This window comes from Variovorax sp. GW821-FHT09D05, from assembly GCF_059416325.1.
In genome coordinates this window covers 244,874-258,897 of sequence record NZ_JBWKOZ010000007.1, presented here as the reverse complement: position 1 = coordinate 258,897, position 14,024 = coordinate 244,874, and the positions used below count along the sequence as shown (strand labels likewise).

Here is a 14,024-nt window from a genome sequence, read left to right as displayed (position 1 = left end):
GATTTCTGAGTAGTCACAAAACCGTGCTATATTTCGAGGTTCGCCGGAGAGGTGGCCGAGTGGTTAATGGCAGCAGACTGTAAATCTGCCCTCTTACGAGTACGCTGGTTCGAATCCAGCCCTCTCCACCAGCGATGAATTTGGTTTCTAAGAGCGATTGGATTTCGCGCTTTGGGTGCCTTGGGTGCCCCCGATGCGGGAGTAGTTCAATGGTAGAACCCCAGCCTTCCAAGCTGATGACGCGGGTTCGATTCCCGTCTCCCGCTCCAGAGACTCGGTTCATTGTTGAGGCGATGTGAATTCGTAACTTTGTTACAAATGCCCTTTTGGCTCAGTGGTAGAGCACTCCCTTGGTAAGGGAGAGGTCGCGGGTCCGATTCCCGCAAAGGGCACCAGTTTTTTGGGGGTTGCAACGGCAGCTTTGCAACCCATCTGCATACGTTGGAAACGTTTTTTTCGGAGTCGAAAAATGGCAAAAGGTAAATTCACCCGCACCAAGCCGCACGTGAACGTGGGCACGATTGGTCACGTTGACCACGGCAAGACGACGCTGACGGCTGCGATCGCGACGGTTCTGTCGGCCAAGTTCGGCGGCGAAGCCAAGGCCTACGACCAGATCGACGCTGCGCCTGAAGAAAAGGCCCGCGGCATCACGATCAACACCGCGCACGTCGAGTACGAAACGGCCAACCGCCACTACGCACACGTCGACTGCCCCGGCCACGCCGACTACGTGAAGAACATGATCACCGGCGCTGCCCAGATGGACGGCGCCATCCTGGTGTGCTCGGCCGCTGACGGCCCGATGCCCCAGACCCGTGAACACATCCTGCTGGCTCGCCAGGTGGGCGTGGGCTACATCATCGTGTTCCTGAACAAGTGCGACATGGTCGACGACAAGGAACTGCTCGAGCTGGTCGAAATGGAAGTTCGCGAACTCCTCGACAAGTACGAATTCCCTGGCGACGACACCCCGATCATCCATGGCTCGGCCAAGCTCGCCCTGGAAGGCGACAAGGGCGAACTGGGCGAAGGCGCCATCATGAAGCTGGCCGAAGCCCTGGACACGTACATCCCGACGCCCGAGCGCGCCGTGGACGGCACGTTCCTGATGCCCGTGGAGGACGTGTTCTCGATCTCGGGTCGCGGCACGGTGGTGACCGGCGCAGTCGAGCGCGGCGTGATCAAGGTTGGTGAAGAAATCGAAATCGTGGGCATTCGCCCGACGGTCAAGACCACCTGCACCGGCGTGGAAATGTTCCGCAAGCTGCTGGACCAGGGCCAGGCTGGCGACAACGTCGGCGTGCTGCTGCGCGGCACGAAGCGCGAAGAAGTCGAGCGCGGCCAGGTGCTGTGCAAGCCCGGCTCGATCAAGCCGCACACGCACTTCACCGCCGAGGTGTACGTTCTGTCGAAGGACGAAGGCGGTCGTCACACGCCGTTCTTCAACAACTACCGTCCGCAGTTCTACTTCCGCACGACGGACGTGACCGGCGCGATCGAGCTGCCCAAGGACAAGGAAATGGTCATGCCTGGCGACAACGTCAGCATCACCGTCAAGCTGATCAACCCGATCGCGATGGAAGAAGGCCTGCGCTTCGCCATCCGTGAAGGCGGCCGTACCGTGGGTTCGGGCGTCGTGGCCAAGATCCTCGACATCTAAGTCGGGCGCAAAGAGTACCGGAGGGGTATAGCTCAATTGGCAGAGCGTCGGTCTCCAAAACCGAAGGTTGTAGGTTCGATTCCTACTGCCCCTGCCACTTAGGTGGCACTCCGAAAAAAGCCCGTCGCGTCCCGACGGGCTTCGGCGTCTCAAGAGACGCATTGAATTGAAGGCCTCAGGGCCACAGGAAATCAGCCAAACATGGCCACTTCTCAAATCGAAACCGTGAGTACCGGCGCCGACAAGGCCAAACTGGCCGTGGCTGTCGTGCTGGCAGTGGGCGCCATCGTGGCGTTCTATCTGCTGTCGCGCCAAGGCTCGCTGGTGCAATGGGCTGCGCTGCTGGTCGGCTTGGCCGCAGCGGTCGCTGCCTTCGGCAGTTCGGAGAATGGCCGTCAGTTGTGGGCCTTCGGCCGCGACTCGTGGCGCGAGGTCAAGAAGGTCGTCTGGCCGACCCGCAAGGAAGCGATGCAGATGACGGCTTATGTGTTTGCCTTCGTGGCGATCATGTCCGTCTTCCTCTGGCTCACCGACAAGACGCTCGAATGGGTGTTTTTCGACCTCATTCTGGGCTGGAGAAAATAAATGACCGCTGATCCAGTGAATGCAGTTGAAACCACGCCGGGCGCGCCAGAGGAAGAAAACACCTCGGTGCTGGCTCCCGCCGCCAACCCAGATCTGCGTTGGTACGTGGTGCATGCCTATTCGGGCATGGAGAAGGCCGTCGAGCGCAACATCACCGAGCGCATCAATCGCGCCGGCATGCAGGACAAGTTCGGCCGCATCCTGGTTCCGACCGAAGAAGTGGTCGAAATCAAGAACGGCCAGAAGCGCACCACCGAGCGCCGTTTCTTCCCGGGCTACGTGCTGGTCGAAATGATCATGGACGACGAGAGCTGGCACCTGGTGAAGCACACCAACAAGGTGACGGGTTTCGTGGGTGGCGCCAAGAACCGTCCGGCCCCGATCTCGCAGAAAGAGGTCGAGGACATCGTCAGCCAGATGCAGCAGGGCACCGAGAAGCCGCGCCACAAGGTCGAGTTCACCGTTGGCGAATTCGTGCGCGTCAAGGAAGGCCCGTTCACCGACTTCAACGGCACTGTCGAAGAAGTCAACTACGAGAAGAGCAAGGTCAGCGTGTCGGTCATGATTTTCGGCCGCGCGACACCTGTGGAACTCGAATTCAGCCAGGTCGAGAAGACCTGACGCCCCACCGGCCTTCGGGTCGGCGTTACTGTTTCCGGCTGCGCGTTGTCCGACTCGGCGCGCGGCCTTGATCGAAGAGTCGTTTAACCCCGGGGAGCCGCGGCCGCAAGCCAAGGCGATATCACCCGCAAGGAGCAAATAGCATGGCGAAAAAAATCGTCGGCTTCATCAAGCTGCAAGTGCCAGCTGGTAAGGCCAACCCGTCCCCGCCGATCGGTCCCGCACTCGGTCAGCGCGGTCTGAACATCATGGAGTTCTGCAAGGCGTTCAACGCGCAAACCCAAGGCGTCGAGCCGGGTCTGCCGCTGCCGGTGGTCATCACCGCGTTCGCTGACAAGAGCTTCACCTTCATCATCAAGACGCCCCCGGCGATCACCTTGATCAAGAAGGCCATCAAGCTGGAAAAGGGCTCGGCCCGTCCGCACACCGACAAGGTCGGCAAGATCACGCGCGCTCAGCTCGAAGAAATCGCCAAGGCCAAGATGAAGGACCTGACTGCCGCCGACCTCGACGCAGCAGTTCGTACCATCGCCGGCTCGGCCCGCTCGATGGGCGTGAATGTGGAGGGCGTGTAAATGTCCAAGATCACCAAGAAGCAGAAGTCGCTCGAAGGCAAGGTCGACAGCAACAAGCTGTACCCGCTGGTTGACGCGATCACCATCGTCAAGGAAGCCGCCACCGCCAAGTTCGATGAATCGATCGACGTGGCCGTGCAACTCGGCATCGATGCGAAGAAGTCGGACCAGGTCGTGCGTGGCGCCGTCGTGCTGCCCAACGGCACCGGCAAGACCAAGCGCGTCGCCGTGTTCGCCCAAGGCGCCAAGGCTGAAGAAGCCAAGGCCGCCGGCGCCGACATCGTCGGCATGGACGACCTGGCTGCCATGGTCAAGGCCGGCGACATGCCTTTCGACGTCGTGATCGCCGCACCGGACGCCATGCGCGTCGTCGGTACGCTCGGCCAGATCCTCGGCCCGCGCGGCCTGATGCCTAACCCGAAGGTTGGCACGGTGACCCCGGACGTCGCTACGGCCGTGAAGAACGCCAAGGCTGGCCAGGTTCAGTTCCGCGTCGACAAGGCCGGTATCGTGCACGGCACGATCGGCCGTCGCTCGTTCGACAACGACAAGCTGCAGGGCAACCTCGCAGCGCTGATCGATGCTTTGGTCAAGGCCAAGCCCGCGACCAGCAAGGGCGTGTACCTGCGCAAGGTGGCTGTGTCGTCGACCATGGGTCTGGGTGTCCGCGTGGACACGCAAACCATCTCGGCGAGCTAAAGAGATTTGCTCCGCCCGAAAGGGTGGGGCGAATGTGGTGGGTCGCGGCAGCTTCGGTTGCCGCGGGCCATCCAAGACCGCTGGTGTGCAGGGTGCTGCACTTAATCGCCGGACCTTTCCGTCAGGCAATCAGCGCAGATGGCGATCCCGCTGCAAGGAATTTGATTTTTGTTCCGAAACAGTTGGTCGCTGCATGAAGCGCGATCCCAGGCCCCAGCCGAAGATCGCATTAAAAGGAGTAGACCTTGAGTCTGAATCGCAGTGAGAAAGAAGCGGTCATCAGTGATGTGACCAGCCTCGCCGCAAAAGCTCAAACGCTCGTGATGGCGGAATACCGTGGCATCACGGTGGCCGATATGACCAAACTGCGCAACGAAGCGCGCAGCAAGGGTGTGAGCCTGAGTGTTCTGAAGAACACCCTGGCCCGCCGTGCTGTCGCTGGTAGCCCGTTTGAGATTGTTGGCGACCAGATGACCGGTCCGCTGATCTACGGCTTCTCCGAAGACGCTGTGGCCGCCGCCAAGGTGGTGGCCGATTTCGCGAAGACCAACGACAAGCTGGTCATTCGCGGCGGCGCCTTTGGTGGCAAGGCCCTGGACGTCGACGGCGTGAAGCAACTGGCCAACATCCCTTCGAAGGAAGTGCTGCTGGCGCAATTGCTGGGCTTGATGCAATCCCCGATCTCTCGTACCGCCCGCGTGCTCGCGGCGCTGGCCGAGAAGCGCGGTGGTGGCGAAGCTGCACCCGTTGCCGATGCACCGGCAGAAGCGCAGGCCGCCTGAGCCTCGCGTTTGAAATATTCAACCCAATTGTTAGGAAACAAAAATGGCATTCGATAAAGACGCATTTCTGACCGCGCTCGACAGCATGACGGTCCTGGAACTCAACGACCTGGTGAAAGCCATCGAAGAGAAGTTCGGCGTGAGCGCCGCTGCAATGTCGGCTCCGGCCGCTGGTGGTGGCGCAGCCGCTGCTGTGGTCGAAGAAAAGACCGAATTCAATGTCGTGCTGGCTGATGTCGGCGCGAACAAGGTGTCGGTCATCAAGGCCGTGCGCGAAATCACCGGCCTGGGCCTCAAGGAAGCCAAGGATCTGGTGGAAGCCGCTCCCAAGGCTGTCAAGGAAGGCCTGTCGAAGGCTGACGCTGACGCTGCCAAGAAGAAGCTGGAAGAAGCCGGCGCCAAGGTGGAACTGAAGTAATTCAGACCCCCTGGAGGGCTGGAGGCGCCTGAAAAGGCCCTCCAGCCTTTGCCGCTTTCAGAGCGCACCCAAAAGCCGGCTCGTTGCCGGTTTTCCCGGAGACCTTCAGGTCGACGGAAAAGCCAAGACGAGACGTTTTTTGAGTGTCTTCTGACCCCGACTGCAGAAGACCCCTTGGTTCGGGCGATGTGCAACGCATCGCTGTCCGCCAACGGCTGGTAGTGGCCAGCCGCCAAGCAGTGGTGCCTCGGCACTGCTGACAAGTCGCTGAAGATCTCAAGCACCGGAGCTCTCATGGCCCAATCGTCCGCGTACAGTTACACCGAACGCAAGCGCATCCGAAAAAGTTTCGGCAATCGCGATAGCGTCGTCGAAATTCCCTACCTGCTGCAGATGCAGAAAGACGCGTACACCGCGTTCCTGCAAGCCGGCATTCCCCCGAAACAACGCACCGTCGAAGGCCTGCAGGCCGCGTTCGACGCCGCCTTCCCGATCGTCTCGCACAACGGTTTCGTCGAGATGAAGTTCCTCGAGTACAACCTGGCGAAGCCGGCGTTCGATGTGCGCGAGTGCCAGACCCGTGGTCTGACCTTTGCCTCGGCCGTGCGCGCCAAGGTCCAGCTCATCATCTATGACCGCGAGTCGTCGACTTCGCAGTCGAAGGTGGTCAAGGAAGTGAAGGAACAAGAGGTCTACATGGGCGAAGTGCCGCTCATGACCGAAAAGGGTTCGTTCATCATCAACGGCACCGAACGCGTGATCGTGTCGCAGCTGCACCGTTCGCCGGGCGTGTTCTTCGAACACGACAAGGGCAAGACGCACAGCTCGGGCAAGCTGCTGTTCTCGGCCCGCGTGATTCCCTACCGCGGTTCGTGGCTCGACTTCGAGTTCGACCCGAAGGACATGCTGTACTTCCGCGTGGACCGTCGCCGCAAGATGCCGGTCACGATCCTGCTGAAGGCCATCGGCCTGAACCCGGAATCGATCCTCGCGAACTTCTTCGTGAACGACAACTTCCGCCTGATGGACAGCGGCGCGCAGATGGAGTTCGTCTCCGAGCGCCTGCGCGGCGAAGTCGCGCGCTTCGACATCACCGACAAGTCGGGCAAGGTCGTGGTCGCCAAGGACAAGCGCGTTACCGCGCGCCACACGCGTGAGCTCGAGCAGGGCGGCACCACGCACATCAGCGTGCCGGAAGACTTCCTGATCGGCCGCGTGATCGCCCGCAACATCGTCGACGCCGACTCCGGCGAAATCCTGGCCAAGGCCAACGACGAGCTGACCGAAGCGCTGCTGAAGAAGCTGCGCACGGCCGGCGTGCAAGACGTGCAGGTCATCTACACGAACGAACTCGACCAGGGCGCGTACATCTCGCAGACCCTGCGCATCGACGAAACCGTGGACGAATTCGCTGCGCGCGTGGCCATCTACCGCATGATGCGCCCCGGCGAGCCGCCGACGGAAGACGCCGTGCAGGCCCTGTTCCAGCGCCTGTTCTACAACCCGGACACGTACGACCTGTCGCGCGTCGGCCGCATGAAGTTCAACGCCAAGGTCGGCCGCGACGAATCGACCGGCCCGATGGTGCTGACCAACGAAGACATCCTGGCCGTGGTCAAGATCCTCGTTGACCTGCGCAACGGCAACGGCGAAGTCGACGACATCGACCACCTGGGCAACCGCCGCGTGCGTTGCGTCGGCGAACTGGCCGAAAACCAGTACCGCACCGGCCTGGCACGTATCGAGAAGGCCGTGAAGGAACGTCTGGGTCAAGCGGAACAAGAGCCGCTGATGCCGCACGACCTGATCAACAGCAAGCCGATCTCGGCCGCGCTGAAGGAATTCTTCGGTGCCTCGCAGCTGTCGCAGTTCATGGACCAGACGAACCCGCTGTCCGAAATCACCCACAAGCGCCGCGTGTCGGCCCTTGGCCCGGGTGGTCTGACGCGTGAACGTGCAGGCTTCGAAGTGCGCGACGTGCACGTGACCCACTACGGCCGCGTGTGCCCGATCGAAACGCCTGAAGGCCCGAACATCGGCCTGATCAACTCGCTGGCCCTGTACGCCCGCCTGAACGAATACGGCTTCATCGAGACGCCGTACCGTCGCGTGATCGACAGCAAGGTCACGATGGACATCGACTACCTGTCGGCCATCGAGGAAGGCAAGTACGTCATCGCCCAGGCCAACGCGGCCCTGGACAAGGACGGCAAGCTGACCGGCGACCTGGTCTCGGCGCGTGAAGCCGGCGAATCGATCCTGGTCGGTGCCGAACGCATCCAGTACATGGATGTGTCGCCTGCGCAGATCGTGTCGGTGGCCGCATCGCTCGTGCCGTTCCTCGAGCACGACGACGCGAACCGCGCGTTGATGGGCGCCAACATGCAGCGCCAGGCCGTGCCTGTGCTGCGCCCCGAGAAGCCGATGGTCGGTACCGGTATCGAGCGCGTCTCCGCGGTCGACTCCGGCACCGTGGTCACGGCCACCCGCGGCGGTATCGTCGACTACGTCGATGCGACCCGTGTCGTGGTGCGCGTGAACGACGCCGAAGCGGCTGCCGGTGAAGTCGGTGTGGACATCTACAACCTGATCAAGTATCAGCGCTCGAACCAGAACACCAACATCCACCAGCGTCCCATCGTCAAGCGCGGCGACAAGATCGCCAAGGGCGACGTAGTGGCCGACGGCGCATCGACCGACCTCGGCGAACTGGCCCTCGGCCAGAACATGCTGATCGCGTTCATGCCGTGGAACGGCTACAACTTCGAAGACTCGATCCTGATCTCGGAACGCGTCGTCGCAGAAGACCGCTACACCTCGATCCACATCGAGGAACTGGTGGTGATGGCTCGCGACACGAAGCTGGGCGCAGAAGAAATCACGCGCGACATCCCGAACCTGGCCGAGCAGCAGCTCAACCGCCTCGACGAATCCGGCATCATTTATGTCGGCGCCGAAGTGCAGCCGGGCGACACGCTGGTGGGCAAGGTCACGCCGAAGGGCGAGACCACGCTGACGCCTGAAGAGAAGCTGCTTCGCGCCATCTTCGGCGAGAAGGCTTCCGACGTGAAGGACACTTCGCTGCGTGTGGATCAGGGCTCGCAAGGCACCGTGATCGACGTGCAGGTGTTCACCCGCGAAGGCATCACGCGCGACAAGCGCGCCCAGCAGATCATCGACGACGAGCTCAAGCGCTTCCGCCTCGACCTGAACGACCAGCTTCGCATCGTCGAAGCCGACGCGTTCGACCGTATCGAGAAGCTGCTGACCGGCAAGGTCGCCAACGGCGGCCCGAACAAGCTGGCCAAGGGCACCAAGCTCGACAAGGCCTACCTGTCGTCGGTCGAGAAGTTCCACTGGTTCGACATCCGCCCGGCGGAAGACGAAGTGGCTTCGCAGCTCGAGTCGATCAAGAACTCGCTGGAGCAGACGCGCCACAGCTTCGACCTCGCGTTCGAAGAAAAGCGCAAGAAGCTCACGCAGGGCGACGAGCTGCCCGCGGGCGTGCTCAAGATGGTCAAGGTCTACCTGGCCGTCAAGCGCCGCCTGCAACCCGGCGACAAGATGGCCGGCCGCCACGGCAACAAGGGTGTGGTGTCGAAGATCGTTCCGGTCGAAGACATGCCCCACATGGCCGACGGCACGCCGTGCGACATCTGCCTGAACCCGCTGGGCGTGCCTTCGCGGATGAACGTGGGCCAGGTGCTCGAGGTGCATCTGGGCTGGGCCGGCAAGGGCATCGGCCAGCGCATCGGTGACCTGCTGCAGCAAGAGGCCAAGGTGGCCGAGCTGCGCAAGTTCATGGAGCAGCTGTACAACGGCTCGGGCCGCCAGGAAAACATCAGCTCGCTGAACGACACCGAACTGCTCGAAATGGCAGCGAACCTGCAGAACGGCGCGACCTTCGCGACGCCTGTGTTCGACGGTGCTTCGGAAGAAGAAATCCGCGGCATGCTGAAGCTCGCCTACCCGGACGACATCGCCAAGCTCAAGGGCCTGACCGATACGCGCACGCAGGCGTACCTGTTCGACGGTCGCACCGGCGACCAGTTCGAGCGTCCCGTCACCGTCGGCTACATGCACTTCCTGAAGCTGCATCACCTGGTCGACGACAAGATGCACGCGCGTTCCACCGGCCCGTACTCGCTCGTCACGCAGCAACCGCTGGGCGGCAAGGCGCAGTTCGGCGGCCAGCGTTTCGGGGAAATGGAAGTGTGGGCGCTGGAAGCTTACGGCGCCGCCTACGTCCTGCAGGAAATGCTGACCGTGAAGTCCGACGACGTGCAAGGCCGTACCAAGGTGTACGAAAGCATCGTCAAGGGCGAGCACTCGATCGAAGCCGGCATGCCGGAATCGTTCAACGTGCTGGTCAAGGAAATTCGTTCGCTGGGCCTCGACATCGAGCTCGAGCGTTCTTAATTTGAAAAGGGAAAGAGTCTTATGAAATCGCTACTCGACCTGTTCAAGCAATTCACGCCTGATGAGCATTTCGATGCCATCAAGATCGGCATGGCTTCGCCCGAGAAGATCCGTTCGTGGTCTTTCGGCGAGGTGAAGAAGCCCGAGACGATCAACTACCGCACGTTCAAGCCCGAGCGCGACGGTCTCTTCTGCGCCAAGATCTTCGGCCCCATCAAGGACTACGAGTGCCTGTGCGGCAAGTACAAGCGCCTGAAGCACCGCGGCGTGATCTGCGAGAAGTGCGGCGTTGAAGTCACGCAGACCAAGGTGCGTCGCGAGCGCATGGGTCACATCGACTTGGCCGCGCCCTGCGCCCACATCTGGTTCCTGAAGTCGCTGCCGTCGCGCCTGGGCCTCGTGCTCGACATGACGCTGCGCGACATCGAACGCGTGCTGTACTTCGAAGCCTACGTGATCACCGACCCCGGCATGACCCCGCTGAAGAAGTTCGGCATCATGTCCGAGGACGACTACGACGCGAAGCGCAAGGAATACGGTGACGAATTCGTCGCCAAGATGGGCGCCGAAGGCATCAAGGACCTGCTCGAAGGCATCGAACTCGACAGCGAGATCGAACGCCTGCGCGGCGACCTGACCGGCTCCGAAGTCAAGGTCAAGAAGAACTCCAAGCGCCTGAAGGTGCTGGAAGCCTTCCGCAAGTCGGGCATCAAGCCCGAGTGGATGGTGCTCGACGTGCTGCCCGTGCTGCCGCCGGACCTGCGTCCGCTGGTGCCGCTGGACGGCGGCCGCTTCGCGACCTCCGACCTGAACGACCTGTATCGCCGCGTCATCAACCGCAATTCGCGTCTGCGCCGCCTGCTGGAGCTGAAGGCTCCGGAAATCATCGCGCGCAACGAAAAGCGGATGCTGCAGGAAGCTGTCGACTCGCTGCTGGACAACGGCCGCCGTGGCAAGGCCATGACGGGCGCCAACAAGCGCGCGCTGAAGTCGCTGGCCGACATGATCAAGGGCAAGAGCGGCCGCTTCCGCCAGAATCTGCTGGGCAAGCGCGTCGACTACTCGGGCCGTTCGGTCATCGTGGTGGGCCCGACGCTCAAGCTGCACCAGTGCGGCCTGCCGAAGCTGATGGCGCTCGAACTGTTCAAGCCCTTCATCTTCTCGCGCCTCGAAGCCATGGGCATCGCGACGACGATCAAGGCTGCCAAGAAGGAAGTCGAATCGGGCACGCCGGTGGTCTGGGACATCCTGGAAGAGGTCATCAAGGAGCACCCGGTCATGCTGAACCGCGCTCCTACGCTGCACCGTCTGGGCATCCAGGCCTTCGAACCGATCCTGATCGAAGGCAAGGCCATCCAGCTGCACCCGCTCGTCTGCGCGGCATTCAACGCCGACTTCGACGGCGACCAGATGGCTGTTCACGTGCCGCTGTCGGTGGAAGCGCAAATGGAAGCCCGCACGCTGATGCTGGCCTCCAACAACGTGCTGTTCCCGGCTTCGGGCGAACCGTCGATCGTTCCTTCGCAGGACGTGGTGCTGGGTCTGTACTACACGACCCGCGACCGCATCAACGGCAAGGGCGAGGGCCTGATCTTCTCCGACATCGGTGAAGTGCAGCGCGCGCTCGACGCCAACGAAGTCGAACTCACCGCCAAGGTGGCAGTGCGCATCACGGAATACACCAAGAACAAGGAAACCGGCGAATTCACGCCGTCGACCTCGCTCGTGGACACCACCGTGGGCCGTGCCCTGCTGTCCGAGATCCTGCCGAAGGGCCTGCCGTTCTCGAACATCAACAAGGCGCTGAAGAAGAAGGAAATCTCCAAGCTCATCAACGTCTCGTTCCGCAAGTGCGGCCTGAAAGAGACCGTCGTGTTCGCCGACAAGCTGCTGCAAAACGGCTTCCGCCTGGCGACCAAGGCCGGCATCTCGATCGCCATCGACGACATGCTGGTGCCCGCCGAGAAGCACGGCATCATTGAGCGCTCCGCCAAGGAAGTGAAGGAGATCGAGCAGCAGTACGTGTCGGGTCTGGTGACCTCCGGCGAACGCTACAACAAGGTGGTGGACATCTGGGGCAAGGCCGGCGACGAAGTGTCGAAGGTCATGATGGCCAAGCTGTCGAAGCAACGCGTCATCGACCGCCACGGCAAGGAAGTCGAGCAGGAGTCCTTCAACTCGATCTACATGATGGCCGACTCGGGCGCCCGCGGTTCCGCGGCCCAGATTCGCCAGGTGGCCGGTATGCGGGGCCTGATGGCCAAGCCGGACGGCTCGATCATCGAGACGCCCATTACCGCGAACTTCCGCGAAGGCCTGAACGTGCTGGAGTACTTCATCTCCACCCACGGTGCCCGTAAGGGTCTGGCCGACACGGCGCTGAAGACGGCGAACTCGGGCTACCTGACCCGTCGTCTGGTCGACGTGACGCAAGACCTGGTCGTGACCGAGCAGGACTGCGGCACGCACGGCGGCTACCTGATGCGCGCCATCGTCGAAGGCGGTGAAGTGATCGAGTCGCTGCGCGACCGTATCCTCGGCCGCTCGGCTGCGGACGACGTGCTGCACCCGGAAAACCGTTCGGTGCTGCTGAAGGCCGGCGAGATGTTCGACGAAGACAACATCGAAGCGCTGGAAGCGCAAGGCGTCGACGAGGTCAAGGTCCGCACGGCGCTGACCTGCGAAACCCGCTTCGGCATCTGCGCGACCTGCTACGGCCGCGACCTGGGCCGCGGCGGCCTGATCAACATCGGCGAAGCCGTCGGTGTGATCGCCGCTCAGTCCATCGGCGAACCCGGCACGCAGCTGACGATGCGTACCTTCCACATCGGTGGTGCCGCTTCGCGCGCTGCCATCGCTTCGAGCGTGGAAGCCAAGTCGAACGGCTCGATCGGCTTCAACGCCACGATGCGCTACGTGACCAACAGCAAGGGCGAGCTGGTCGTGATTTCGCGTTCGGGCGAGATCGTCATTCATGACGAGCACGGCCGTGAGCGCGAACGCCACAAGGTGCCGTACGGCGCGACCCTGACGGTCAAGGCCGACCAGCAGATCAAGGCCGGCCACGTGCTTGCCAACTGGGATCCGCTGACGCGCCCGATCATTACCGAGTTCGCCGGCAAGACGCAGTTCGAAAACGTCGAGGAAGGCCTCACCGTTGCGAAGCAGGTGGACGAAGTGACCGGCCTGTCGACCCTGGTCGTGATCGACCCGAAGCGCCGCGGCGCTGCCAAGGTCGTGCGCCCGCAGGTGAAGCTCATCGATGCCTCCGGCGCCGAAGTGAAGATCCCGGGCACCGACCACTCGGTGACGATCGGCTTCCCGATCGGCGCACTGGTCCAGATCCGTGACGGTCAGGACGTGGGCCCCGGCGAAGTGCTGGCGCGTATTCCGGTCGAAGGCCAGAAGACCCGCGACATTACCGGCGGTCTGCCGCGCGTTGCCGAGCTGTTCGAAGCCCGTTCGCCGAAGGACAAGGGCATGCTGGCCGAAATGACCGGCACCGTGTCGTTCGGCAAGGAAACGAAGGGCAAGATCCGCCTGCAGATCACCGATCCGGAAGGCACGGTCTGGGAAGACCTCGTGCCGAAGGAAAAGAACATCCTGGTGCACGAAGGCCAGGTGGTGAACAAGGGCGAATCCGTGGTCGACGGCCCGGCGGACCCGCAGGACATCCTGCGCCTGCTGGGTTCGGAAGAACTGGCGCGCTACATCGTGGACGAAGTGCAGGACGTGTACCGCCTGCAGGGTGTGAAGATCAACGACAAGCACATCGAGGTGATCGTTCGCCAGATGCTGCGCCGCGTCGTGGTCGACAACATCGGCGACACGAGCTACATCTCCGGCGAACAGGTCGAACGCAGCGAAATGCTCAACACCAACGACGCCCTGCGCGCCGACGGCAAGATCCCCGCGACGTTCACCAACCTGCTGCTGGGTATCACGAAGGCGTCGCTGTCGACCGACTCGTTCATCTCGGCTGCTTCGTTCCAGGAAACGACGCGCGTGCTGACCGAAGCCGCGATCATGGGCAAGCGCGACGAGCTGCGCGGCCTGAAGGAAAACGTCATCGTCGGCCGCCTGATCCCCGCAGGCACCGGCATGGCTTACCACCAGGCCCGCAAGGTCAAGGACGCCATGGACGAAGCCGAGCGCCGTGCCATCGCCGAATCGGAAGCTGCCGAACTGGCAGGCTCCGCCGACAGCGATGCAGCGGCCAGCACGGCTGACGCCAGCGAAGGCGCCGCGACCGAATAACTCGG

General features: G+C 62.3%; 9 protein-coding genes and 4 tRNA genes. All 13 read left to right on the top strand.

What is annotated here, in order from left to right; translation table 11 throughout:
* Positions 1–45 precede the first annotated feature (45 nt).
* The 13 genes from AC07O3_RS20505 to rpoC all read left to right on the top strand — a co-directional run bounded on the left by AC07O3_RS20505 (position 46) and on the right by rpoC (position 14,019).
* Positions 46–131: transfer RNA gene (locus AC07O3_RS20505), tRNA-Tyr, on the top strand.
* A 64-nt stretch (positions 132–195) separates the two neighbouring features.
* A tRNA-Gly gene (locus AC07O3_RS20500) sits at positions 196–269 on the top strand.
* Positions 270–320: 51 nt separating this feature from the next.
* Positions 321–395, top strand: a tRNA-Thr gene (locus AC07O3_RS20495).
* A 74-nt stretch (positions 396–469) separates the two neighbouring features.
* The gene (tuf, locus tag AC07O3_RS20490) at positions 470–1,663 is read left to right on the top strand and encodes an elongation factor Tu (protein ID WP_093060175.1); all 1,194 of its coding nucleotides are present in this window, start codon (positions 470–472) and stop codon (positions 1,661–1,663) included.
* A gap of 21 nt (positions 1,664–1,684) precedes the next feature.
* Positions 1,685–1,760: transfer RNA gene (locus AC07O3_RS20485), tRNA-Trp, on the top strand.
* Positions 1,761–1,864: 104 nt separating this feature from the next.
* Entirely contained in the window at positions 1,865–2,248 is a 384-nt protein-coding gene (secE, locus tag AC07O3_RS20480; protein WP_093057178.1) for a preprotein translocase subunit SecE, read from the top strand.
* Positions 2,249–2,869, top strand: a complete 621-nt coding sequence (gene nusG / locus AC07O3_RS20475) for a transcription termination/antitermination protein NusG (RefSeq protein WP_256217011.1) — start codon at positions 2,249–2,251, stop codon at positions 2,867–2,869.
* A 143-nt stretch (positions 2,870–3,012) separates the two neighbouring features.
* Positions 3,013–3,444 carry a 50S ribosomal protein L11 gene (gene rplK, locus AC07O3_RS20470; protein ID WP_007831051.1) on the top strand — a complete coding sequence of 144 codons (432 nt, stop codon included), beginning with the start codon at positions 3,013–3,015 and terminating at the stop codon, positions 3,442–3,444.
* Positions 3,445–4,143 carry a 50S ribosomal protein L1 gene (rplA, locus tag AC07O3_RS20465; RefSeq protein ID WP_093057179.1) on the top strand — a complete coding sequence of 233 codons (699 nt, stop codon included), beginning with the start codon at positions 3,445–3,447 and terminating at the stop codon, positions 4,141–4,143.
* A gap of 245 nt (positions 4,144–4,388) precedes the next feature.
* Entirely contained in the window at positions 4,389–4,925 is a 537-nt protein-coding gene (rplJ, locus tag AC07O3_RS20460) for a 50S ribosomal protein L10 (RefSeq protein ID WP_093057180.1), read from the top strand.
* 43 nt (positions 4,926–4,968) lie between these two features.
* Positions 4,969–5,343 carry a 50S ribosomal protein L7/L12 gene (gene rplL / locus AC07O3_RS20455; RefSeq protein ID WP_093057181.1) on the top strand — a complete coding sequence of 125 codons (375 nt, stop codon included), beginning with the start codon at positions 4,969–4,971 and terminating at the stop codon, positions 5,341–5,343.
* Positions 5,344–5,637: 294 nt separating this feature from the next.
* The gene (gene rpoB, locus AC07O3_RS20450) at positions 5,638–9,762 is read left to right on the top strand and encodes a DNA-directed RNA polymerase subunit beta (RefSeq protein WP_093057182.1); all 4,125 of its coding nucleotides are present in this window, start codon (positions 5,638–5,640) and stop codon (positions 9,760–9,762) included.
* A gap of 21 nt (positions 9,763–9,783) precedes the next feature.
* Entirely contained in the window at positions 9,784–14,019 is a 4,236-nt protein-coding gene (gene rpoC, locus AC07O3_RS20445) for a DNA-directed RNA polymerase subunit beta' (RefSeq protein ID WP_093057183.1), read from the top strand.
* The last annotated feature ends 5 nt before the right edge of the window (positions 14,020–14,024 follow it).

Coding starts and splice junctions, on each gene's coding strand:
- nusG (WP_256217011.1), top strand. CDS start 2,249: ATGACCGCTGATCCAGTGAATGCAGTTGAAACCACGCCGGGCGCGCCA.
- tuf (WP_093060175.1), top strand. CDS start 470: ATGGCAAAAGGTAAATTCACCCGCACCAAGCCGCACGTGAACGTGGGC.
- rpoB (WP_093057182.1), top strand. CDS start 5,638: ATGGCCCAATCGTCCGCGTACAGTTACACCGAACGCAAGCGCATCCGA.
- rpoC (WP_093057183.1), top strand. CDS start 9,784: ATGAAATCGCTACTCGACCTGTTCAAGCAATTCACGCCTGATGAGCAT.
- rplK (WP_007831051.1), top strand. CDS start 3,013: ATGGCGAAAAAAATCGTCGGCTTCATCAAGCTGCAAGTGCCAGCTGGT.
- rplA (WP_093057179.1), top strand. CDS start 3,445: ATGTCCAAGATCACCAAGAAGCAGAAGTCGCTCGAAGGCAAGGTCGAC.
- secE (WP_093057178.1), top strand. CDS start 1,865: ATGGCCACTTCTCAAATCGAAACCGTGAGTACCGGCGCCGACAAGGCC.
- rplL (WP_093057181.1), top strand. CDS start 4,969: ATGGCATTCGATAAAGACGCATTTCTGACCGCGCTCGACAGCATGACG.